The sequence below is a fragment of the Microbacterium sp. ZW T2_14 genome (genome assembly GCF_044987405.1).
GTDB lineage: Bacteria > Actinomycetota > Actinomycetes > Actinomycetales > Microbacteriaceae > Microbacterium.
This window is the reverse complement of the sequence record NZ_JBJDRK010000015.1, coordinates 50588-73705: the sequence shown is the minus strand read 5'-3', so window position 1 is coordinate 73705 and position 23118 is coordinate 50588. Positions and strand designations below refer to the sequence as shown.

The 23118-nt window shown below is 69.8% G+C and carries 19 protein-coding genes; 13 read left to right on the top strand and 6 right to left on the bottom strand.

Translation table 11 applies throughout. The annotated features are described in order from the left end of the window. Positions 1 to 228 precede the first annotated feature (228 nt). Together ACI3KY_RS07490 and ACI3KY_RS07485 are read right to left on the bottom strand one after the other, a co-directional pair. Positions 229 to 1461, bottom strand: coding sequence for an MFS transporter (locus tag ACI3KY_RS07490; RefSeq protein ID WP_404929553.1), 1233 nt, complete (start codon positions 1459 to 1461; stop codon positions 229 to 231). A 153-nt stretch (positions 1462 to 1614) separates the two neighbouring features. Next, on the bottom strand, positions 1615 to 2859 hold the full coding sequence (locus ACI3KY_RS07485; RefSeq protein WP_404929552.1) for a glycoside hydrolase family 1 protein: 1245 nt from the start codon (positions 2857 to 2859) through the stop codon (positions 1615 to 1617). Positions 2860 to 3092: 233 nt separating this feature from the next. On the opposite strand from ACI3KY_RS07485, the gene ACI3KY_RS07480 reads away from it, so the two are divergent. The 4 genes from ACI3KY_RS07480 to ACI3KY_RS07465 are packed head-to-tail and all read left to right on the top strand — an operon-like array spanning position 3093 to position 8693. Then, a complete protein-coding gene (locus tag ACI3KY_RS07480; RefSeq protein ID WP_404929551.1) occupies positions 3093 to 4658 on the top strand; it encodes an ABC transporter substrate-binding protein in 1566 nt (521 codons plus the stop codon). A gap of 56 nt (positions 4659 to 4714) precedes the next feature. After that, on the top strand, positions 4715 to 5659 hold the full coding sequence (locus tag ACI3KY_RS07475) for an ABC transporter permease (RefSeq protein ID WP_404929550.1): 945 nt from the start codon (positions 4715 to 4717) through the stop codon (positions 5657 to 5659). Next, positions 5656 to 7827, top strand: a complete 2172-nt coding sequence (locus ACI3KY_RS07470; RefSeq protein ID WP_404929549.1) for a dipeptide/oligopeptide/nickel ABC transporter permease/ATP-binding protein — start codon at positions 5656 to 5658, stop codon at positions 7825 to 7827. Before ACI3KY_RS07475 ends, ACI3KY_RS07470 begins: the two co-directional genes overlap by 4 nt. After that, a complete protein-coding gene (locus ACI3KY_RS07465) occupies positions 7824 to 8693 on the top strand; it encodes an ATP-binding cassette domain-containing protein (RefSeq protein WP_404929548.1) in 870 nt (289 codons plus the stop codon). The genes ACI3KY_RS07470 and ACI3KY_RS07465 overlap by 4 nt, the downstream gene beginning before the upstream one ends. 3 nt (positions 8694 to 8696) lie before the next feature. Here ACI3KY_RS07465 and ACI3KY_RS07460 read toward each other — a convergent pair whose 3' ends face one another. After that, complete coding sequence (locus tag ACI3KY_RS07460; RefSeq protein WP_404929547.1) at positions 8697 to 9608, bottom strand: LysR family transcriptional regulator; 912 nt, start codon at positions 9606 to 9608, stop codon at positions 8697 to 8699. A 156-nt stretch (positions 9609 to 9764) separates the two neighbouring features. On the opposite strand from ACI3KY_RS07460, the gene ACI3KY_RS07455 reads away from it, so the two are divergent. The 3 genes from ACI3KY_RS07455 to ACI3KY_RS07445 all read left to right on the top strand — a co-directional run bounded on the left by ACI3KY_RS07455 (position 9765) and on the right by ACI3KY_RS07445 (position 12087). Then, the gene (locus ACI3KY_RS07455) at positions 9765 to 10310 is read left to right on the top strand and encodes a quercetin 2,3-dioxygenase (RefSeq protein ID WP_404929546.1); all 546 of its coding nucleotides are present in this window, start codon (positions 9765 to 9767) and stop codon (positions 10308 to 10310) included. A gap of 6 nt (positions 10311 to 10316) precedes the next feature. After that, a complete protein-coding gene (locus tag ACI3KY_RS07450) occupies positions 10317 to 11102 on the top strand; it encodes an alpha/beta hydrolase fold domain-containing protein (RefSeq protein ID WP_404929545.1) in 786 nt (261 codons plus the stop codon). A 97-nt stretch (positions 11103 to 11199) separates the two neighbouring features. Further along, the gene (locus ACI3KY_RS07445) at positions 11200 to 12087 is read left to right on the top strand and encodes an alpha/beta hydrolase fold domain-containing protein (RefSeq protein WP_404929544.1); all 888 of its coding nucleotides are present in this window, start codon (positions 11200 to 11202) and stop codon (positions 12085 to 12087) included. A 106-nt stretch (positions 12088 to 12193) separates the two neighbouring features. Here ACI3KY_RS07445 and ACI3KY_RS07440 read toward each other — a convergent pair whose 3' ends face one another. Then, positions 12194 to 12997, bottom strand: coding sequence for an IclR family transcriptional regulator (locus ACI3KY_RS07440; protein ID WP_404929543.1), 804 nt, complete (start codon positions 12995 to 12997; stop codon positions 12194 to 12196). A 39-nt stretch (positions 12998 to 13036) separates the two neighbouring features. Further along, on the bottom strand, positions 13037 to 13591 hold the full coding sequence (locus tag ACI3KY_RS07435) for a carboxymuconolactone decarboxylase family protein (RefSeq protein ID WP_404929542.1): 555 nt from the start codon (positions 13589 to 13591) through the stop codon (positions 13037 to 13039). A gap of 135 nt (positions 13592 to 13726) precedes the next feature. On the opposite strand from ACI3KY_RS07435, the gene ACI3KY_RS07430 reads away from it, so the two are divergent. The 5 genes from ACI3KY_RS07430 to ACI3KY_RS07410 all read left to right on the top strand — a co-directional run bounded on the left by ACI3KY_RS07430 (position 13727) and on the right by ACI3KY_RS07410 (position 20072). Then, positions 13727 to 14542 carry an SDR family NAD(P)-dependent oxidoreductase gene (locus ACI3KY_RS07430; RefSeq protein ID WP_404929541.1) on the top strand — a complete coding sequence of 272 codons (816 nt, stop codon included), beginning with the start codon at positions 13727 to 13729 and terminating at the stop codon, positions 14540 to 14542. 23 nt (positions 14543 to 14565) lie between these two features. Next, positions 14566 to 15357, top strand: coding sequence for an SDR family NAD(P)-dependent oxidoreductase (locus ACI3KY_RS07425; RefSeq protein WP_404929540.1), 792 nt, complete (start codon positions 14566 to 14568; stop codon positions 15355 to 15357). Between the two features lie 69 nt (positions 15358 to 15426). Beyond that, a complete protein-coding gene (locus tag ACI3KY_RS07420) occupies positions 15427 to 16302 on the top strand; it encodes a fumarylacetoacetate hydrolase family protein (RefSeq protein WP_404929539.1) in 876 nt (291 codons plus the stop codon). Then, positions 16299 to 17174, top strand: coding sequence for a fumarylacetoacetate hydrolase family protein (locus tag ACI3KY_RS07415; protein ID WP_404929538.1), 876 nt, complete (start codon positions 16299 to 16301; stop codon positions 17172 to 17174). The genes ACI3KY_RS07420 and ACI3KY_RS07415 overlap by 4 nt, the downstream gene beginning before the upstream one ends. Before the next feature lie 171 nt (positions 17175 to 17345). After that, the gene (locus tag ACI3KY_RS07410; RefSeq protein WP_404929537.1) at positions 17346 to 20072 is read left to right on the top strand and encodes a family 78 glycoside hydrolase catalytic domain; all 2727 of its coding nucleotides are present in this window, start codon (positions 17346 to 17348) and stop codon (positions 20070 to 20072) included. Between the two features lie 23 nt (positions 20073 to 20095). Here the strand turns inward: ACI3KY_RS07410 and ACI3KY_RS07405 are convergent, their stop codons facing one another. After that, the gene (locus ACI3KY_RS07405) at positions 20096 to 21718 is read right to left on the bottom strand and encodes a peptide MFS transporter (protein ID WP_404929536.1); all 1623 of its coding nucleotides are present in this window, start codon (positions 21716 to 21718) and stop codon (positions 20096 to 20098) included. Positions 21719 to 21826: 108 nt separating this feature from the next. Here ACI3KY_RS07405 and ACI3KY_RS07400 point away from each other — a divergent pair, with 108 nt between their 5' ends. Beyond that, positions 21827 to 23080 (top strand): FAD-dependent oxidoreductase, encoded by a 1254-nt coding sequence (locus ACI3KY_RS07400; RefSeq protein ID WP_404929535.1) that lies wholly within the window; start codon positions 21827 to 21829, stop codon positions 23078 to 23080. The last annotated feature ends 38 nt before the right edge of the window (positions 23081 to 23118 follow it).

The following is a 23118-nucleotide window of genomic DNA, read 5'->3' as shown; positions in this document are numbered from 1 at the left end:
GGGTGCCGCGGTGCCCGCGCCCGCCGTTCCGCCGGCGCGCCCGCGCCCGCGGCTGCGGCGCCGCACCGCCGACGCGCGCTGACAGGAGCCCCCGTCGGGACGACGCCCGCCCCCCACGTTCATCCGTCGTATATGCACGCCGGTGTGGCGGTTTCGCGTACATATACGACGGACGAACGAAAGAGGGAGGGCCGGATCGCCGGGGACGATCCGGCCCTCCCGCGTGGATCAGGCGGCCGCCACGGGCGCGGGCTGCTGCCGGCGCAGGACGAACGCGAGGATCGCCGCGACGATCGCTGCGGCGACGCCGACGATGCCCACGGCGACGGGGAGCGGTGCGCCCGTGCCGGCGGTGAGCGCGCCCATGATCAGGGGTGTGACGAACTGGCCGAAGAAGAACGCCGCGGTCCACCAGCCGGTCGCACGGCCGCGCTCCTCGAACCGCGTGCGCGAGACCACCCACGTGACGAGCGACGGGAGCAGGATGCCGGAGCCGTAGCCCGCGACGATCGCGCCGATCAGCACCCCGGCGAAACCGTCGAAGAGCCAGACGATGACCATGCCGGCCGCCTGGAGTCCGAACGCCAGCGGGAGCTGGAGCCGCGTGCCGGCCTTCGCGATCCGCGGGAACGTGAAGGCCCCGGCGGCCGTGGCGAGCGAGGCGATCGCGGCGACCAGGCCGATGGTCGCGGTGTCGTCGGCGGCGACGCCCGTGCCGACGACCAGGTAGCTGACCTCGATGATCATGACGTAGAACGTGAAGCCGCCGAAGACGGTGACCACGAGCGGGAGGCCGAGGATGCGCCACGGCACCTTCGCCTTCTCGCCGGTGGGCACGTGGAGGTCGGTGGAGTCGCCGCGGCCGGGCTCCCACAGCGAGAACACCATGGCGACAGCGATCGGGATCGCGATGGCGTAGATCCAGAACGGCGCATGCCAGCCCGCCGAGCCGACCGCGCCGCCCAGGGCGATGAACACCGTCGCACCGAGGGTCGTCGCGACGGTCTGCAGGCTGAGGTACCGGTTGCGGCGATGCTCCTCGTGGAAGTAGTCCACGATGAGCGTCGTGCAGACCGTCATGATGGCGGCCTCGAACAGCCCCACGAAGGCGCGACTGATCAGGATGCCGGTCAGGTTGTCGAGCCATGCCGGCACCGTGCCGGCTACGGCGTAGGCGAACATCGCCACGACGAGCAGGGTTTTCCGGCCGGTGCGGTCGATGATCTGCCCCGCGAACGGCGCGAAGATCGCGATCATCAGCGCCGGAATGGCGACGATCATCGGCACCAGCACGTCGGCACCCGGCTGATCGCCGAAGTGCTCCGAGAGCTGAGGCAGGACGGGTGTGATGAGGACGGACCCCATCACGGGCATGCAGCTGCCGGCCAGCAGGAGGGTTGCCTGCCAGGCTCCGGCGCGTCGAGAAGTCGTCTGGGCGACCTCGAGGTTGGGCTTCGTCATTGAAATCTCCTTTGACTCCACCTTCATTGAAGGGTGTCGCCGGAGATCAGTGAAGATCTATTCGGTGATCGAGGGCATCGATGGCGCTGATACCCCGCGAAAGGCCTCGGCTCGTCCTCCGGTGCCGACGCGCTGCGCCGGCACCGGAGGAGCTCAGCCTGCCGAGCGGAACCGCTCCACGAGCCCGCGGTACACCTCCGCGCTCGGCTTGGCCGTGCGTTCGAAGGTCTCACGATCGACACTGTGCAGCCCGAGCTGCGGGCCGTAGCCGAAGATCCACTCGAAGTTGTCCATCAGCGTCCAATGGCAGTAGCCGATCACGGGCACGCCGTCGGCGATCGCCTGCGCGAGCCCCTCGAGCGAGGGCTCCAGGAAAGCGGCACGGATGCTGTCATCCGGCGTGCCGATGCCGTGCTCGCTGACGAGGATGGGAACGCCGGCGACCGAGTAGGCGTACTCGACCGCACCGCGCAGCGAGTCGGGCTCGACCGCGGTGCCCATGCCGTTCACGTCGGCGCCCGGTTCGGGCGGAAGCTGACCGTCGGGGCCGTAGACGATGCGCTCGTAGTTCTGGACGCCGACGAAGTCGTCGTCGCGCGCCAGCTCGAGCCAGTGCTCGTACACCTCGGCGCGCTTGCGGTCCCGCGTCGCCTCGCCGCCCGGACCGGCGACGTCGTCTACCAGTGCGAGCGAGAGGCCGACGCGCAGGTCGGCGCGACGCGCCTTGATGGCGGCCTTGCCGGCCCGGTGGCCCGCCGTCATGCCGGCCCGCATGCCGGCGAAGTCCTCGCGCAGCATGACGTTGCCGGCCCGGTACGTCTCGACCCCGGCCTCCCGCCCGGCCGCCTCGAGCGTCTGGCGCTCCAGCTCGGCGACGAACTCGGGCAGGTGCGCCCACGTCAGCATCTCGGGGAGGTCGGGCTCGTTGAAGGTGACGGCGAGGGCGATGCGATCTCCGAGGCGGTCCATGACGACACCGCAGTACCGGGCGAACAGCTCCGGCGCCTCGGGATCGAGCCACGCACCGCGTGCTGCGAACCAGTGGGGCGACGTGAAGTGGTTGAACGTCACGATCGGCGCGAGCCCGCGGGCGCGGCATCCGTCGATCAGATCCTCGTAGTGGGCGAGCGCGGCTTCCGAGAACTCTCCCTCGGCCGGCTCGATGCGCGCCCACTCGACGGAGAAGCGGTAGGCGTTCAGGCCGAGTGCGGCGACGAGGTCGAGGTCGGACTCCCACAGCTCCCACCCGTTCGTCGCCTTGCCGGAGCGCTCCTGGAACACCGACGGCGTCACGTTCTCGAGGAACCAGGTGTCGCTGTGGACGTTGTCGCCCTCGTTCTGGTGTCCGGCGGTGGCGACGCCCCAGAGGAAGTCGGCGGGGAAGACAGGGGATGTCATGTGCGAGTCCTTTCTCGGCGTCCTCAGCCTCTCACAGAAATTCACTCAATAAAAGTAGATTTTATTGTACGAATTGGCTACGGATGGCCGACATTAGGCGTTCGCTAACGGGATGCAGGTGAATCCGAATGGCCAAACGGGTCGTCCGGGGTCAGCCTTGGTCCAAGGATCGCGCCACCCGACAGCGATCCGCGACACCGAAGTCCGCAGCACACCGATCACAGGAGATCAGGATGTCCCGTCACACCTTCCGCGGCGCCGCCGTCATTGCGGCCGTCGCCGCCACCGCACTCGCCCTCACCGCCTGCAGCGGAGCCGCCGAATCCAGCGAGGGCGGAGATGCCGACACGTCGAAGCTCACCATCGCCACCGATTCCGATCAGGCGGCGTTCGGCTACGACCCGATCCGGTACGGCAGCGGACAGCGGATGTTCTTCGAGGGCATCTACGACTCCCTGTTCGTGCTCGACCAGGACGGGCAGGTCGTGCCGCAGCTCGTCACGAACTCCGAGTACAACGCCGATCAGACGGCGCTGACCCTCGACCTCGACACCAGCGCGACGTTCACGGACGGCACCGCACTGAGCGCAGAGCTCGTCAAGCAGAACCTCGATTTTCGCGGCGATCCCGACCTGAGCGGCTACTCGTCGTTCGCGACGGGCGGCCAGAACGAGATCACGGACGTCGTCGTGGTCGACGATGACACCGTCACCCTGCAGTTCGCCGCGCCCACACCCGGATTCGAGTCCAACCTCGTCTCCCCCACCGGGATGATCGTCGGACCGGCCGGGGTGGCCGATCGATCGAGCCTCGACTCGGCTCCTGATGGATCCGGTCCGCTGACGGTGGATGCCGACGCCACCGTCAAGGGCAACTCGTACCTCCTCGTCAAGAAGGAGGACGACCCGGATGCCGATGCATACCCGTTCGACTCCTATGAGTTCAAGCCGATCATCGACCCCCAGGCGCGGGTGAACGCGGCCATCTCCGGTGAGGTCGACCTCGCGAACATCGCCGCCGAGACGCAACCGCAGGCGGAATCCGCCGGTGTCGGTCTCGTCGCCAACGGCGGAACGATCCAGAACATCATCGCCTTCGACAAGACCGGCGCCCTGGGACCGCAGTGGGCCGACGCCCGCGTCTACCAGGCGCTGTCGATGGCGATCGATCGGGAAGCCTACGTCGCCGCAGTCCACCCCGGAGAGGTGCCCACGGCCAACGCCTTGCCTGCCGACAGCCCCGGCTTCGTGCCCGAGTTGGATGACGAGTACGCCTACGACCCCGACGCCGCGAAGGACCTCCTTGCCGAAGCCGGCTACCCCGACGGCTTCTCCTTCGACTTCACGATCACTCAGGGCAGCCAGCGTGACATGGAAGCGATCCAGCCCTACTGGGCAGAGATCGGTGTGACCATGAACCTCAAGAACGCGGCGTCGACCGAGGAGGTCTTCACCGTCGTGCAGACCGAGCCCCTGGGTGGCCCGATCCCCTTCCAGTGGACCAACCCCCTGGGCCCGGTCTACGGTGCTCTGTTCGGTTTCGCGAACTTCCATGGTGCCGAGAACGCCGAGATCCAGGCCGCCGCCGGGGCGGTGGGGGCGTCCCTCGGCTCAGCTGACGAGGACGCGCAGGCCGCTGCGCTGCAGGATCTCAACCGCGCGATCGTGGACTCCGGCTGGCTCATCCCCCTCTACGAGCAGCTCGCACCCTGGGCATACGACAAGGCGAAGCTCGCCGAGCCGACCTTCCCCGGCGCGGAGGCGTTCCCCCTCCTGGCCTCGCTCCAGCCCGCGTCCTGACATCTGATCCCGGTGCCGGCGGCGACTGCCGCCGGCACCGGGACCGCAATGGAGTGATGATGCTCGTCTTCGTACTCAAGCGGATCGCCTGGGCGGTTCTCACGCTGCTGATCGCGTCGTGGATCGCCTTCGTGCTCGTCCACCTCTCCGGCTCGACGCCCGGCGGTGTTGCACTCGGCCAGTCCGCGACGCCCGAGCAGGTCGTCGCGTACAACGAGTCCATCGGCTGGTACAACCCGTGGCTCCAGCAGTACTTCGCCTGGGTGGGGCAGGTGCTGCAGGGCAACCTCGGCGTCTCGCTGATCGACGGCCGACCCATCGGTCCGGACATCGCCAAGCGGCTGCCCGTCACGGCGGCCCTCGCGCTGTTCGGGACCCTCCTCAGCGCCATCGTCGGCATCGTTCTCGGTGTGACGGCCGCCGTCCGGGGAGGGGCCGCCGACCGCCTGATCACCGCGCTCTCGGGCGTCCTCCTCTCGGTTCCGGCGTTCTGGGTCGGCGTCCTCCTCGTCTACGTGTTCGCGGTCCAGCTGCGCCTGCTGCCCGCCACCGGCTTCGTTCCGTTCGCCATAGATCCGGCAGCGTGGGCGAGATCGCTCGTGCTCCCCGTGCTGACGATCGCGATCACCTCGGCGGCGGGCATCGCACGCCAGACCCGCGCATCGATGTCGGAGACGCTGACGCAGGAGCACATGCGGACGCTCCGCGCCATCGGCACGCCGACGACGCGCATCGTCTATGTGCATGCGCTGCGCGGGGCGAGCCTGCCGATCATCGCGAGCGTCGCCATCCAGTTCATCGTCCTGTTCAGCGGCTCGGTCATCATCGAGGTCCTGTTCGCCCTGCCGGGCATCGGCCAGGCGATGCAGGCCGCCGTGGGATCGGCCGACCTGCCGTTCGTCCAAGCGCTCGTCCTCATCGCGACGCTCGTCGTCGTGATCGTCAACCTGGGTCTCGAACTGCTCAACCGGACTCTCGACCCGAAGCTGCGTGCCTCATGACCGTCTCCACCACGTCCATCGTGCGACCCCGCCGCACGGAACGCCGTCTCGGCAGCCGGATCTCGCGTTCCCCCGCGGCCGTCATCTCCCTCGTCTGGCTGATCGGGCTGGTCCTGGCCTCGCTGACCTCGCCCCTGTGGCTGAGATACGGCCCCCTCGAGCAGGATCTGTCCGCGGTTCTGCAAGGGCCCTCGCTCGCACACCTGCTGGGGACCGATGAACTCGGTCGCGACCTGCTGTCGCGTCTGGTCACCGCGGCCGCCCCGACGATCTTCACCGCCGTGGTCGTTCCCGTCGTCGCCATCGGCGTCACGGTGCCGCTCACGCTCTGGGCCGCGCGCAGCCTCCGCGGTGAGGGTGTGATGAACAGGATCAGCGAGATCGTGCTGTCGCTCCCGGGCACCGTCATCATCCTCGCGTTCATCGCCGCGGTCGGAACGAACATGCCGCTCGTCATGGTGGCCTTCGGACTGCTCCTCTTCGGTGCGATGTACAAGGTCCTGTTCGGCCAGGCGAAGTCGCTGCACAAGCAGCTGTTCGTCGAAGCCGCCTCGGTCGACGGCGTGCGGCCCATGACCGCCAGCATCCGACACGTCCTCCCCAACATGTCGACGACCGTGATCGTGCAGTTCGTGCTGCTGTTCGGCGTCGGCATCGGGTTCCAGGCGGGCCTCGCCTTCATCGGGCTCGGCCCGCAGCCGCCGGAGCCCACCTGGGGCGGCATGATCCAGACCGCCTCGCGCTTCATCTTCCAGCAGCCGTGGATGATGGTTCCCACCGGCGCCATCCTGGCGCTGACCATCATCGCGGCCAATTCGCTGGCCGACGTCCTCGCCGGCGGCACAGCCGTGCCACCGCCGCTCGTGGCGTTGCGTCGCAGGAGGAGCACGGCGCCGGTGACCGAGATCTCGGCGGCCGCGCTGTCGGACGACCTGCCTGCCGAGGAGTGGGCCGGTGCGGGAGCTCCGGAGGCACTCGGCATGATCGGCGACGCATCGATCCCCTCGAGCAACGTCGACCCGATGCGGAACGCGAACGCGGCGCCCGATGTGGTCTCGATCGCCGACCTCGCGGTTCCCGACGAGCCGGTGGCCGCCTCGGCGGGTGTCAGACCGAACGGGGGCCGCCTCGCTGCGACGCCGTCGCCGGCCCAGGGCGAGCTGGTCGTGGAAGATCTGGTGATCGGAGTCGAGGGCGGCCCCGCCCTCGTGACCGGGGTGTCGCTCCGGGTCCGTCCGGGCTCGGTCATGGGCCTCGTCGGTGAGTCGGGCTGCGGCAAGAGCGTCACCTCCTACGCGCTGCTCGGGCTTCTCTCCCCGGGCCTCTCGGTGCGATCGGGACGCATCGGCTGGAACGGCGCCGATCTCGCCCACGCGTCGGAGAAGACGCTGCAGCAGGTGCGCGGTCACGAGATCGCCTTCATCTCGCAGGAGCCCACGCGCGCCCTCGACCCGATGTTCACCGTGAACTCGCAGCTGTCGACGGCCGTCAAGCGGCTGCGTGGCGTCAGCCGCGGGGAGGCCCGGCGCGTCGCCGCGCAGCTGCTCGCCGACGTCGGCATCATCGACGTCCCCCGTGTCATGAAGAGCTACCCCCACCAGCTCTCGGGCGGCATGGCGCAGCGCGTCGCCATCGCGCTGGCGCTCGCCGGCACGCCGCGTCTCCTGATCGCCGATGAGCCGACCACGGCGCTCGATGTCACGATCCAGGCAGAGATCCTCGACCTGCTGCGCGGACTCATCGCCGAGCGGGGGATGTCGATCATCCTCGTCACCCACGACCTCGGCGTCGTGGCGGATCTCTGCGACGACGTCTCGGTGATGTACGCGGGCGAGATCGTCGAGACCGGCTCGGTCCGCGACGTGCTCGTGCGTCCGGAGCACCCCTACACGATGGCGCTGCTCGCAGCGGACCCGCACGCGATCCCGGATCTGGACAGCGCCACACGGCTGGCGTCCATTCCGGGCCAGGTGCCGCTGCCCGGCTCGTGGACGAGCGGATGCCGCTTCGCTGCGCGGTGCCGATTCGCGACCAACGACTGCCTCGCGACCGTGCCGCTCGAACCTCGCGCGGTCGGCCGCGGCGCGGTGCGCTGCGTGCGCCGCGACGAGGTGCGGGGACGGCAGGACGAATGGCGGATGCCGGTCACTGCGGGAGGAGAGCGATGAACGTTCAGGAGTCGGCGTCCGAGCACGCGAAGACGGAGAGGGCGCCTCTGCTCGAGGTGCGCAATCTCGTCGTCCGGTACGGCAGGCGAGGTGCGGCCGCGGTCGACGACGTGTCGTTCACCATCGCGCGCGGTGAGACGCTCGGCCTCGTCGGCGAGTCGGGCTCGGGGAAGACGACGATCGGCCGTGCGATCCTCGGGCTTCAGCCCGTCACGAGCGGCGAGATCTGGTTCGAGGGCCGGAACATCACGGGGGCGAGTGTGGCGGAGCGTCGCTCGCTGCAAGGAGACCTGCGTGCGGTGTTCCAGGACCCCTACTCGTCGCTGAACCCTCGACGCCCCATCGGCGAAGCGCTGGCTGAGCCGCTCCGCGTGGCCGGCGTACCCCGCGCCGCCCGAACTCTGCGCACCGACGAGGCGCTCGCCGCCGTCGGTCTGCCGCCGGGATCGGCCGACCGCTACCCGCGCCAGTTCTCGGGCGGACAGCGGCAGCGCATCGCGATCGCGCGGGCGCTGGTGACGGATCCGCGACTCGTGGTCTGCGATGAGGCCGTGAGCGCGCTCGACCTCTCGACGCAGGCCCAGGTCCTGAATCTGCTGGCGGAGTTGCGTACCGGCACCGATCTGGGTTACCTGTTCATCGCCCATGACATGGCGGTGGTCGAGTTCCTCGCTCAGCGCGTCCTCGTGCTCAACCGCGGTCGGGTGGTGGAGGAGGGGCCGACGGCCGAGGTGCTGGGCGATCCGCAGCAGCACTACACCCGCGTGCTCATGGCAGCCTCGCCCGTTCCCGATCCGGATGAGCAGGCACGACGGCGAGAGACGTGGAAGCGGCTGCGCGCCGAGGCGAGGGCCGCCGCCGCCTGATCGTCAGTGGAACGACGCGTCGACCAGCGGTGAGAGCGCCTGCGCGGTCGCACGAAAAGCGTCGACCATCGGGTTGAGGCTGTCCGAGAGGCTGCAGAGCACGATCGTCGCGGGCTCGATGTCGTGGATCGGAACGAACGCGAGCTCCTCGCGCCGGTAGTGGCGGCTCGCCGACTCGCCCGCGATGTTCACGCCGGCGCCCGCTGCGACGAGTTCGAGCAGGCCCTCGACGCTGTCGGCCGTCGGACCGCGTCGGGGGCGCGTGCCATCCGGGCGGGGGTCCACGATCCACCAGTCCACGACCTCGGGCACGCCCTTCGCGACCGAGACGAACACCTCGTCGCCCGTCTCCAGGATCGAGAGGGAATCCCGCTGCGCCAGTGGATGATCAGCGGGGACCACGAGAACGCGGGTCTCGCGCCAGAGTGGCTCCGCGCGCACCCGCGGCGGCAGGCGCATCGGCCACGGCGCGAAGACCACGTCCACCCGTCCGGCCTCGAGGTCCTCGGCGACATCGAAGAAGCCCAGCCGCCGCATCTCGATCCTCGCCTGCGGGATCGCCTGCATGGTCGCCGCGATGGCGGCCGTCGTCAGGGAGCCGGCGCCGGCCGCGACGACGCCGACCCGAAGCACCGGCGCGTCCCGGTCGCGCTTCACCGAGCGCGCCCAGCTCAGCAGCTGGTCATGGTCGTCCTGCACGCGCCGGGCGAGCGGCAGGAGGTCACGGCCGTAAGGCGTCAGCTCGACCTTGCGAGGGCTCCGGTCGAACAGCTTCACGTCGAGCTGCTGCTCGAGTCGACTGATCTGCTGACTGAGCGAGGGGGGCGTGATGCTGAGGCGCTCCGCGGCTCGACCGAAATGCAGCTCCTCGGCGAGCACGCAGAAGTACCGGATCACGTGGATAGGCACATCCATGCTCGGATCTTAGCCTCTGGCTAACGCCGGGTAGGGATGTCGAACTTCCTTCCTCCCGGCATCCTGCTGAGACTGGAGAGGTCCGGAACGCCCGATCGGAATGGCCCGACAGTTCCGGCTGCCTAACGGCACGCACTGCTTTACGAGGAGGTAAGCATGACTCTTTTCCCCGTCGACGACCCCGACAAGGTCGCCTTCACCGGTGTTCTGCCCGCGGGGCCCCGGCCGTTCGTCCTCGGCGAGGGCCAGGGGGAGAAGTCCCTCGTCTTCGACCAGCTCTTCGAGATCCTGCTGTCCGGCGACGAGACCGACGACCAGTTCGGAGCATGGACGATGAAGGCGCGTCAGGGCGACCGCATCCCGGCCCACCTGCATCTCCAGACGCACGAGTTCTTCTACGTCGTGGACGGCGAGATCTCGGTCTGGATGGACGACCAGAACGGCTACCACTCCAAGAGCACGCTCACGACGGGCGACTTCGCCTACGTACCCGCGGGGATCGTCCACGCCTTCAAGATCGAGAACACCACGACCGTGTTCGGAGCGGGCAGCGCGGGCTTCGAGCGGTTCTTCCATGCCATCGGGCAGAAGACCGATGCGATCGAGCCGCAGGGTGTGTTCGTGCCCGACTTCTCGGTGATGCGCGCGGCCGGGGAGAAGTACGCGACGATCTTCATGCCCGAGTTCCAGTTCCGCGACTGAACCGCCATGTCGACGATCCTCGAGATCGACTTCGCCCAGCCGACCGGGTTCCGTCCGCTGTCGCTGGATCTGCGGACACCGGACGCCGTAGCCGCTGAAGCTGCCGCCCCCGTCGTCGTGTTCCTGCACGGCGGCGGGTGGCTCCGTGGCAGCCGCAAGGTCTTCACTCCCGGCATCTCCGACGCCGAGTCGTTCGACCGGATCGTGGCCGCCGGCTTCGCGATCGCCTCGTGCGAGTACCGGCTGAGCGGCGAGGCACGGTTCCCTGCTCAGCTGGACGACGTGGATGCCGCGTTCGCGTGGCTGCACACGCACGGCGCCGACCACGGCGTGGATGCGTCGCGCATCGTGCTCTGGGGGGTCTCGGCCGGCGCCACGCTCGCGGCCCTGACCGGACTGCGCCGGGACGACGTGCGCGGGGTCGTCGACTGGTTCGGCCCGGCCGACCTGATCGCCATGGCGCAGCACGACACGGGTGAGCCGCCGGCGGAGACGCGGGAGGCCCGATGGCTGGGCGGTCCGGCGACGGACACGCCGGATGCCGCGCGCCGCGCGAGCCCGGCGCTGCAGGTGCACGCGGGGTCGCCGCCGTTCCACATCTCCCACGGCACCGACGACGAGCACGTCCCGTTCGCGCAGAGCGAGGTGCTCGCCGCTGCCTTGAGTCGAGCGGGAGCAGGCGTCGAATTCCACCCGGTGCCGGGCGGCGCGCACTTCTGGCGGGGCCTCGAAGACACCGGGCCGGTATTCGACCGGGCGATCGACTTCGCCCGCCGCGTCACCGCGCGCTGACCGCATTTCCGCACGACCCGCTGCGGCAACCCCGCCGCAGCGGCCACACTGCAGAACGCGGCATCCTGTCCGCGTGACGACCGAAGGAGTGAACGACATGACGGATACCCACGACATCGCGCTCGAAGGAGGCGGCCACGAGTTCCGCGTGCGCGTCTACCCCGCCGCCGAGCCGTCGGGCGCACTGCTGGTGTGGCTGCACGGCGGCGCGTTCATGTTCGGAACGCTGGAGATGCCCGAAGCCGATCAGGTCGGGCGGCGCCTCACCGCCCACGGCATCAGTGTGGTCTCGGTCGATTACACGCTCGCCCCGCTCGATGCGCTCGAACAGCTGGGGCCACCGGATCCTGACGCGGACGTTCCGTCTCCCGAGCAGCTGCGCGCCGAGATCGAAGCGGCAGGCCCGCGGGCGCGCTTCCCGGTCGCCGGGTTGCAGACCGTCGCCGCGTTCGACTGGGCGGTCGCGAACGCCTCCGCATACGGCGCCGATCCCGAGCGGGTGTCGCTCGGCGGCGCCAGTGCCGGAGCCAACCTGTCAGCGGGTGCCGCGATGCGGCTCCGCGACCGCGGCACGACGATGCCCAAGGTCCTGGCCCTCGTCTATCCGTCGCTGCACGACGGCATCCTGCCTCCGAACGCCGAGACCACCGAGCTGCTGAGAGAGGTGCCTGCGGCGAGGCTGTTCACGCCCGAGAGCCGGGCCGCGATCAATCGCAACTACCTCCCCGACGGCCACGACCCCGACGGCTACGCGTTCCCGGGCGGGCACGACCTCGCCGGGCTGCCGGAGGTGCTGATCGTGAACGCAGAGCTCGACAGTCTGCGTCCGTCGGGCGAGGCCTTCGCCGCCGAGCTGGCTGCCGCGAGCGTCGACGTCCGGGTCGTGCGCCAGCACGGTGCGATGCACGGCTATCTCAACGAGATCGGACACCCCGCCGCGGAGCGCACGCTGACCCTGCTGCGGGATGCCGTTGCCATGCGCTGAGCCGGTGGCCGCGGGTCCGCCGGTCGGAGGAACAGGCAGGCGTGCCGTCGCGCGCGGGCTGCCCTCCCTCCGACCGGACGGCCGCAGCGGCCGCTCTCGGCGCGCGTCAGGTCGCCCGGAGCAGCCGCGAGATGTCGTCGGCGGTCGCCCGCAGGCGGGTGAGGAGCGGACCGCGCAGCGCGGCGAGGTCGTGCCGCGAGGAGGCGACGGCGATGTTGATGGCGGCGGCGGGTTTGGCGTCGCGCCCGAACACCGGCACCGAGACCGATCGCAGCCCCGCGGCGACTTCCTGGTCCTGCAGCGCGTAGCCCTGGTCGCGGATCGTCGCGAGACGCTCGCGGAGCTCGCCGAGCGATCGCGCGGCATTGGGTCCGGCATCCGTTCCGAAGTCATGTCCCGCCAGCGTCGCCGCGAGCTCGGCGTCGCTGAGGTAGGCGAGCAGGAGCTTGCCCATCGACGTGTACGCGGCGGGCAGCGTCGAGCCCACCTGGATGTTCGCGGTGACCAGATCCGAGTTGCGCAGTCGCGCGAGGTACAGCACCTGGTCGCCGACGAGGACGCCGAGGTTCACGGTCTCGCCGGACTCCTCGGCGAGGTGGCGCAGCGGCTGCTCGCTGAGCTGGACCAGGCTGGAGCCGCGCAGCGCCGCGGATCCGAGGAGGAGCACGGCGACGCCGGGGCGGATGCTGCCGTCGGGCAGGCGTTCGAGATAGCCGCCCTCTTCGAGGGTCGCGACGACGCGGAAGGCGGTGGGCATGGGGATGCCGGTGCGGTCGCAGATCTCACGCAGCTTGAGCGAGGTCACCGACTCGTCGAACAGGCGCAGCACGTCGAGGCCCTTCGCGAGCGCCTCGATGCGGTAGCGACTCGGAGCCTTCTCCGATTCCGCGGCGTCATCGGTGGCTTTCATAGAGTGAAACCGTATCTGCTGTCGGCGACGCCGGCAATCTCAGTCGACACGGAACACGTGCAGTTGCAGGGCGAGCGTCACGTAGTAGCCGACCAGGGCGGTCAGCTCGAAGACACCGGGGACGCCGAGTGCCTGGGATGCCGCATCCCACAGGTCGTCGGAGAGGTCGCCGTCCAGCAGAGCGAGGGTCGCACGGCCGACCGCCGCTTCGTCTCCGGTGAAGCAGGAGACGTCGAGTGCACGCAGCGCGGTCAGCTCGTCATCGCTGAGTCCCGCGGACCGCGCGACCGCCTCGTGCGACTCGCGCTCGAACGTGCTGTCCCGGTGGGCGGCGACGAGCAGGATCGCGAGCTCGCGCATGCGGTCCGTGAGCCGGGTGCGGTAGCGGATCGCCGCGCCCAGCTCCTGTTGCGCCGTGCCGACGGCGGGAGAGCGCAGCATCGCGTCGAACGGCCCGCGCAGCGAGCCGTCGACGTCGGTCAGCGGGAAGTGCTGCGGTCCCTGGGCGCGGGGTCCGCCGGTGATCTGCGCGTACAGCGCCGATTGCTCCGGGTCCAGGTCGCCCGGCGTGAGCGGGCGGATACGGGGGCTCATCGGTCTCCGTCCGTGTGGGGGTCCGGCCGAGCCGGATTGACTCGTCCCATCGTATCGGTTACATTCACTGAGCGAAAGCAACTTTTGCTGAATGAATTGACCCACCACCTCACTCTCACGTCTCGAGGACCATCGATGTCGACGACTGACACCGCCACCACGTCCGACGGCCTCCTGGCCGAGACGAACGTCAACGCCGACTGGCTCGGTCTGTCGGGTTCTCGCGTGCTCGTCGCAGGGGCCGGCGGCATCGGCGGAGCCTGTGCCCTCGCGTATGCGCGGGCCGGGGCATCCGTCGCCGTCGTCGACCGCGATCAGCGCGCGCTCGATGCGATCGGCGCGGAGCTGGGCGCCGCCGGCGCGACGTTCGAGCTGATCCAGGCGGACCTCACCGAGCACGGTGCGGGGGAGAGCGCGGTGGCAGACGTCATCGAACGGCTGGGCGGGCTCGACGTGCTGCTGCACGCCGTGGGCGTCAACGACCGCCGACCGATCCTCGAGTTCACCGAGGACGAGTGGGACCGCATCCTCCGCGTGAACCTGTCGTCGCTGTTCGGACTCGCGCAGGCGGCGGGGCGGCACATGGTCGGCCAGGGCCATGGTCGCGTGCTCGCGCTGTCGAGCGTCTCCGGGCTCCTCGCGCACCACTCGCACGGTCCGTACGCCGCATCCAAGGGCGGCATCAACCAGCTGCTGCGCGTCATGGCGCGGGAATGGGCGTCCGCGGGTGTCACCGTCAACGCCCTCGCACCCGGCTACATCGAGACGCCGCTCACCGCCGGGCATCTGTCCAAGCCGGGCAAGCGCGAGGAGCTGGAGAGCCTCGTGCCCGCCGGCCGGCTCGGGACCCCCGACGAGCTCACCGGGCCCGCACTCTTCCTGTCCTCACGTCATGCCGGATTCGTCACCGGCCATGTCATGTACATCGACGGCGGGCGCACGCTCGTCTGAGCGCGCCCACGATTGGAGAAACCATGTCGGAATCGACTCCGCAGATCTTCCCGCGCTTCGCCGGCAAGACGGTGCTCGTCACGGGTGCCGGCACCGGATTCGGCGCAGAGGTCGCCGTCCGCGCCGCACAGGAGGGTGCGAAGGTCGCCGTGCACTACCGGTCGTCCCGGGCGGGAGCCGAGGCCACGCTGGAGCGGATCCGCGAGGCCGGCAGCGACGGCATCCTGGTGCAGGCCGACATCGGCTCGTGGGACCAGATCAAGCGCATGGCCGACGCGGTCTGGGAGGCGTTCGGCACCCTCGACGTGCTCGTCAACAACGTCGGCGACGTCTCGAGCGAGCAGATGAACTGGGACGAGCTCACGCAGGAGGCGCTCGACGCGGTCATCGACATCGACGTCAAGGGGACGCTCCTGATGACGCACGAGTTCGGCGAGCGGATGCTGCGGCAGGGGCGTGGCAGCATCGTGCAGGTCGGCTCGACGGTGATCGTCCGCGGCTCGGCGCGAGCCCCGCAGTACGCGGCCGCGAAGTACGCGATCCTCGGCATCACGAAGTCCTACGCCAAGGCGTTCGCTCCCGCGGTGCGCGTCAACACCTTCGCGCCGGGCTTCATGGAGACCGAGCGGCTGCTGAACCGCGAGGACTGGAAGAACGGCCGCCGCGAGGTGCTGCTGTCGCAGACGCCGATGGGCGTCATCCCCCCGCCCGAGTTCGTGACCGGCGCGTGCCTGTGGCTCGCGACGGACGAGGCGGCACACCTGACCGGCGGCTACATGCTCGCCGACGGCGGCTTCAACATGGTCGGCGCCTGAGCCCCGGCCCGCTCGGTCGTTGAGCGAGCGCCAGCGAGACGAAACGCAAGAACCAAGGAGACAAGAACAATGAAGCTCATCACCTTCGACGGCGGCCGCGTCGGCCGGCTGGAACTCGAGGAGGGCGTCGTCATCGAGCTCGACGTGCCCTCGACGCGCGAGTACTTCGAGCGCGGCGGCCAGGTCACCGAGACCGGCGAGCGCCTCGCTTATGCCGACGTGAAGCTCGAGGCGCCGATCCGCCCGAAGAAGTTCTTCCACACGGCGGGCAACTTCGCCGACCACCACAACGAGCTCGCCGCGGTCGACTGGTCGCATCCGGTCCACAAGGGCATCGTGTTCTTCCAGAACGTCGACGCGATCATCGGCTCGGGCGATGACATCGTCTACCCGGAGGGGCTGACAAAGGAGCTCGACTACGAGCTCGAGCTCGCGATCGTCATCGGCAAGTCGGGCAAGTTCTTCGGCCCGGACGAGGCGGACGACTACATCGCCGGGTTCACCGTGTTCAACGACATCTCGGCGCGCGACATCCAGCGCAAGGAGATGGAGTCGGGCGTCTTCTCGTTCTCGAAGGCGATCGACACGTTCTGCCCGATCGGCCCCTGGATCGTCACGCGCGACGAGGTGCCCGACATGCACGAGCTGCCGATGCAGCTGCGGGTCAACGGCGAGGTGCGCCAGCAGGGCAACACCAACCAGACGCGCATCAAGTTCCCGCACCTGGTGGCGTACCACTCGCCGCAGACCTACAGCGCGGGCGACCTCATCACGACCGGCACCATCTCGGGTGTGGCGGCCGTGCAGCCGAACCCGTTCGACTTCTACCTGCAGCCCGGCGACGAGATCGAGGCCGAGATCACCGGCATCGGGACGCTCCGCAACCGCGTGATCTCGTGGGAGGACCGCTACGGCGAGCCGGCCCCGCAGCGGGTCGACTGGTGAAGCTCGCCAACCTGGCCGGCCGCGCGGTTCTCGTTCAGCCTTCGACAGGCTCAGGGGCCGCAGAGGCGATCGACATCGCGGGGGCGTCCGATGGCCGGTTCGGCCCGGACCCTCAGCAGCTGTTCGACGACTGGGAGCGCTTCGTCGCTTGGGCGGCGGCCCTGGAGAGAGCGGATGCCGCGGGGGCCGTGTCCTTCGAGGCCACGCAGCTCGGCGCCCCGGTGCCGCGCCCTCGCCAGGTCTTCGCGATCGGGCTCAACTACGCGGAGCATGCCGCCGAGGCCGGCTACCCGCCGGACGCGCTGCCGGTGACGTTCACGAAGTTCCCGTCGTCGATCGTGGGACAGGACGCGGTGGTCGAGCTGCCCGTGGGCAACGTCGACTGGGAGGTCGAGCTCGTCGTCGTGATCGGTCGCGAAGCGCACCGACTCGAACGCGAGCAGGCCTGGGATCACGTCGCCGGACTGACCATCGGCCAGGACCTGTCGGAGCGCATCACCCAGCTGCAGGGCGCGGCGCCCCAGTTCAGCCTGGGCAAGTCGTTCCCCGGCTTCGGTCCGACCGGGCCATGGTTGGTGACTCCCGACGAGTTCGTCGATCGAGACGACCTGGCGATCTCGTGCCGCCTGTCGGACGAGACCCTGCAGTCCTCGCGGACGTCGATGATGCTCTACGACGTTCCGGAGCTGCTCGTGCGGCTCTCGGCCGTCTGCCCGCTGCTGCCCGGCGACATCGTCTTCTCGGGGACGCCGGCCGGCATCGGCAACCGCCGCACGCCGCCGCGCTTCCTGGCACCCGACAGCGTGCTGGTGAGCGAGATCGAGGGCATCGGGACGCTCACCACCCGCTTCACCGCCGCGCCCGGTCGTTGAGCGAGCGAGGATGCTTCGTCTCGTCGCTGGCGCTCCTCGCTCAGCGACCGACTCGCGAGACGAAACGTCTTGATCGCACGAACAACCTCGTGCACCGCGTCTCGTCTCGGTCGCCGGCGCTCCCTCGCTCAACGACCGCAGCCGGAAGCGCCCGACACCCTGTGAGGACACATGACCCCGTACGACCTGCGTGTCGAGTACCTGCGTGCGCCGATCGGCGTCGGCACCCGCGAGCCCCGCTTCTCGTGGCTGGTCGACCACGTCCAGGCCGCGTACGAACTGGAGGTGTCGAACGGCGGCCGCGTCGTCTGGGCGAGCGGCCCCCGCGCGGGCGCCAACGGCGAGCTGGTCGCGTACGCGGGCGGGCGCCTGACCTCGGGTGACGCCTTCGAATGGCGCGTGCGCAGCAGGTCGTCGGCAGGCGCCTGGTCGGACTGGACGGCATCCACCTTCGAGACGTCGCTGCTCGACCCGTCGGACTGGTCGGCGGCATGGGTCGAGCCGGCCCAGCACGAGGCCGTCGTCGAGCGGTGGAGCATCGTCGACTGGATCCGCGGACTCGGTCCCGACTCGGCGCCCGAAGAGCGGCTGCGTCCGCCGCAGCTGCTGCGCCAGCGTTTCCAGGTCGGTCCGGACGCGGTCCGCGCCCGGCTGTACGCGACAGCGCGTGGCGTGTTTTCGGCGTTCGTCAACGGCCGCCGGGCCGACGACCAGGTGCTCGCGCCGGGCTACGACAGCTACGAGCACCGCATCTCGTTCTCGTCATCCGATGTCACCGCCACGCTCGTCGAGGGCGACAACGTGCTCGGGGTGGCGCTCGCCGACGGCTGGTGGGCCGGACGCATCGGGCTCACCGGGTCGAGCGCGCAGTTCGGCACCCGCACGTCGGCCATCTGGCAGCTGCACATCGACTATGCCGACGGTTCGACGCAGGTCGTGGCATCCGGTTCCAACGTCCGCAGTGCGCCGGGGCCCTGGACATTCGCCGACCTGTTCGTCGGCGAGCATTTCGACCGGCGGGCCGTGCCGGTGGGCTGGGACCGCCCGGGATTCGACGACGGCGACTGGATGCCGGTGGCCGAGGCGGACGCCGACGCCCGGGTGCTCGTGCCGTTCCGCGGCGAGCCGATCCGCCGCGTGCTCGAGGTGGCTGCCCTTGCGCTGATCGAGACACCCGACGGCACCATCGTGGACTTCGGCCAGGTGCTCGTCGGACGCGTGCGGCTGCGCCTGCGCGACGCGGCGCCCGGGCAGCGGGTCGTGATCGAGCACACCGAGACGCTCGCGGCCGACGGCTCGTGGTTCACGAACATCGTCGGCATCAACAAGGAGCAGACCGACGTGTACCTCGCCGCGGGTGGTCGCGGTGAGGGTGCGGCAGATGGCGCAGAGGAGTGGGAGCCGGAGTTCACGTTCCACGGCTTCCGGTACGCGAGGATCAGCGGACTGACCTCGCCGCTGGGCCCGGACGACGTGGTCGCGGTGGTGCTCAGCAGCGATCTGAAGCAGACGGGCTCGTTCATTTCATCCGATCGCCGCCTGAATCGCCTGCACGAGAACGTGGTGTGGAGTCAGCGCGGCAACTTCCTCTCGGTGCCCACCGACTGCCCGCAGCGGGAGCGGGCCGGGTGGACCGGTGACATCCAGGCCTTCGTCGGTGCGGCCGCGAACAACGCGCAGGTCGTGCCGTTCCTCTCGCGCTGGCTCGACAACCTGCGCGCCGACCAGCTGCCCGACGGGCGCATCCCGATCTTCTCGCCGCGCTCGCCGTTCGACGCCGAGGCGGCCGCGACGGCGCAGGGCATCGGCTCGATCGTCGCCGCGGCCGGCTGGAGCGATGCCATCGACATCGTGCCGTGGACCCTCTACGAGCGCACCGGCGAACGGCGTGTGCTCGAGGAGAACTACGACGCCATGTCCCGGTGGATCGAGTATCAGCGGCAGACCGCGGCGGCGGAGCTGCCGGAGGCGTTTGCCGGCGCCGATCTCACGGACGACCGTCGGCGCGCGCAATCGCTGCTCTACAACACCGGCCTGCACTTCGGCGACTGGCTGACGCCGAGCACGATGGAGGGCCGCCCGACGCACGAGGCGATCGGCATCGCGCCGGCGCTCACGAGCGAGTACCTGGCGCCCATGTTCCAGGCGCAGACCCTGACGATCGCCGCGCAGGCGGCGGCGGTTCTCGGACGGGACGCGGATGCCGCAGCCTTCGCCGAGCGTGCCGCCGACGTGCGGGCGGCGTTCGCGGCAGAGTACATCGACGCCGACGGCGACCTCCCCGTGCGCATGCAGGGTGTGTACGTGCTGGCCCTCGCCTTCGACTTGGCGCCGGCCGAGGTGCGTGCTCGCACGGCGGCGCGGCTCGTGGATCTGATCCGGGAGCGCGGCAACCGGCTCGACACCGGCTTCCTCTCCACGCCGTATCTGCTCGACGTGCTGTGCGACACCGGCTACCCGGATGTCGCGCGGACGCTGCTCTGGCAGTCCGAGATGCCGTCGTGGCTCTACGAGGTGGACCGCGGAGCCACGACGATCTGGGAGGCATGGGATGCGATCTCGCCGGGCGGTGAGATCCGGCCGATGTCGTTCAACCACTACGCGCCCGGCAGCGTCGACGACTGGCTGTACCGCCGGGTCGCCGGCATCCGCTCCACCTCACCCGGCTATCGCACCGCCGTGATCGAGCCCGACTTCGACGCGGGCGTGGACGAGGTGCGGGCGCACGTCGGAACCCCCTTCGGTCGCTTCGCCGTGGAGTGGACCCGCATGGACGACGTGGCGACCGTGACGGCCGACGTCCCCTACGGCATGACTGCGCGCCTGCGCGCCGGAGGGGCGGATCTGACTCTCGAGCCAGGTCGCAGCACCCACGCGATCCGGCTCCCCGTCTCCTGACCGGCCGCGACGGCCGCTGAACCTCAGCGCACTCCGCGCATCAGCTTGAGCACGGGACGCGCCGACGCGAGCAGCGCGAGGCCGAGCACGATCGCGATGGCGCCGATGATCGTGAAGTACGGAACCTCGTCGGTCGGGTCGTAGAACTGTGCCAGCCAGCCGGCGATCGCGGTGCCGAGGGCGACCGACAGGAAGTACAGCGCCACCATCTGCGTGTGGAACCGCTCCGGCGCGAGCTTCGTCGTCACCGACAGGCCCGGGGGAGAGATGAAGAGCTCGGCGATCGTGAACACGAGCAGGATCAGGACGATGGCCAGCAGCGGCGTCGAGTTGGGCGCACCGTTCGCCCACGGGAGGAACAGCAGGAATGCCAGGCCCATGATCATCGCGCCGAGGGAGAACTTCACGGGAGCCGACGGCGCTCGTGTGCCCAGCTTCGTCCAGATCGCGGCGAAGACGCCGGAGAGGATGATGACGAAGATCGGGTTGATGGAGTTGACCCACGACACCGGCATCTCCCAGCCCAGGATCGAGCGGTTCAGGCGCTGGTCGGAGTAGATGGTCAGCACCGTGAACTGCTGCTGATAGAGCGACCAGAACCCGACGTTGACGATGAACAGCGGGATGAAGCCGATGACGCGCGAGCGCTCGTCGCCACTGATGTGGCGCGACGCGATGATGACGCAGAAGTAGGCGATCGCCGCCCCGAGCGTCACGATGATCACGACGCCTGCCAGGTTGTCCGCGCGGATCACGCCGGTGAGTACCAGCACCACGATCACCAGCAGCCCCGCGATGCCGACGCCGATCGCGACCAGCCGACGGTTCGCGGGGAGCGGGTTGGCGACGATGCGCGACGACGCGGGCAGCTGCTTGCGCCCGAACGAGTACTGGATGAGGCCGATCGCCATGCCGATCGCGGCCGCGGCGAAGCCCCAGTGGAAGCCGACGTTGCTCTGCAGGAACCCGGTGACGATAGGCCCCAGGAATGCGCCGAGATTGATGCCGAGGTAGAACAGCGAGAAACCGGCGTCGCGGCGCGGGTCCTTCGGGGTGTACAGCGTGCCGACGACGGCTGTCGCGTTGGCCTTCAAGCCGCCCGAACCGATCGCGACGAGGACCAGCCCCACGCCGAGGCCCCAGATGTTGGGGAGGACGGCGAGCGCGATGTGGCCGGCCATGATGACCCAGGCGCTGAAGAACAGCACCCGCTCCGAGCCCAGCAGGCGGTCGGCGACCCAGGCGCCCAGGATCGTCGAGAGGTAGACGGTGCCGCCGTAGGCGCCGACGATGCCGGTCGCCGTCGCCTCGGGGATCCCGAGACCGCCGTCGGCGATCGAGTAGTACATGTAGATGAGCAGGATGCCCTGCATGCCGTAGAAGCTGAACCGCTCCCACATCTCGACGCCGAAGATGTGCGCGAGTGCCCAGGGCTGTCCGAAGAACCGGGCATCGTGGTCGGCGCCGTCGTCGGGAGCGGTCGTCCCGGCCGCGTCCGTGCCGCTCGCCGCGGCGACGGTGCCGGTCCGCGTCGCATCGGCCGCCGCCCTCGCGCCGTCCGGCGGCCCTACGGGTACCTGCTCGGGCTCGCCCCTGCCGTGCCGGCCGCTGCCGTCCCCCTGAAAGCCCTGATCACGCCCGTCCATCGCTCGCTCCCGTCGCCCCGGTTGACGTCAGGCTAGCGATCGAGCGCACGAGCCGATAGACCTGTCGAGAGAAGCTCGGTCCCAAGCCCGGCTCGGATGACGGGGACCATGCGGATCGGAATCATCGGCGGTGGCGCGGCCGGCCTCGCGACCGCGTGGCTGCTGGAACGCGACCACGACGTCACCCTGTTCGAGCAGGACGACCGGCTCGGCGGCCATGCGCACACGGTCGACATCCAGGTCGACGGACAGACGCTCGCCGTGGACTCGGGTTTCCAGTTCTTCGCCCCGAGCGCCGCGTACGCCACCTTCAACCGGCTGCTCGACGCGCTCGAGGTCACTCGGGCGGCCTACCCGGCCACGCTCACCGTCGCCCGTGCCGACGGCACCCGTCCGATCGCGATGCCGCCGTTCCGGCGGGGCCGCCCGGTCTGGTCGTCGCTCACGCCGCGTGCGATCGGGCACCTCCTGCGACTCCGATCCTTCCTCTCGGACATTCCGGCGTTCCTCGCCGAACACGACACCACCGTCACCATCGCGGAGTACGTCGAGCGCATGCGGCTGCCACGCTCATTCGTCGACGACTTCCTCTTCCCGATGCTCCTCGCGTTCTGGTGCGTCGAGCTGGCCGATTTCCGCCGCTTCGCCGCGTACAACGCGCTCTACTACCTCGGTGCGAATCTCCCGAGGGGTCTGCGGCCGCCCGAGCAGAGTGAGATCCCCGGCGGCCTCCGGGTGTACGTCGAAGCCCTCGCCGCCTCCCTCGAGCGGGCGACGGTGCTCACCGGTGCGCGGGTGGCATCCGTCACGCGAGAAGCCGACGGCGTCCTGTCGATCGAGGCCGGCGGGATGCGGCATCCGTTCGACCATCTCGTCCTCGCGTGCAACGCGCGCCAGGCGCATGCGCTGCTCGCGCACCGACCCGAACTCGCGGAGCTGGTGGAGCAGCTCGCGAGGTTCGAGTACTTCACGACGACGATCGCGATCCACGGCGATCGCCGGCTCATGCCGCGTGACGCGGCGGCGTGGTCGGTCGTGAACATCCGCGCCGATGCGGCGCACAGCGCGCTGTCGATCTGGGATCCGGCACGCCACGCGCCTGTCTTCAAGAGCTGGGTGACCTACGACGACGTCCTGCCGGAGCCGCTCTACGCCACGGCGACCTACGAGCACGGGCTGATCGACACGGCCTACTTCGACGCGCAGCGACGGCTGCGCCCGCTGCAGGGGCGGCACGGGATCTCGCTTGCGGGCCTGTACACCGCCGACGCCGACTCGCACGAGAGCGCGATCCTGTCGGCGGTCGCCGTGGCCGAACGCCTCGCCCCCGACGCGCCGCGTCTCGCCCTGCTGCGGGCGTGACGCACGCCCCCTGAAGCGGGCGCGGCAGTTTCGTGCGA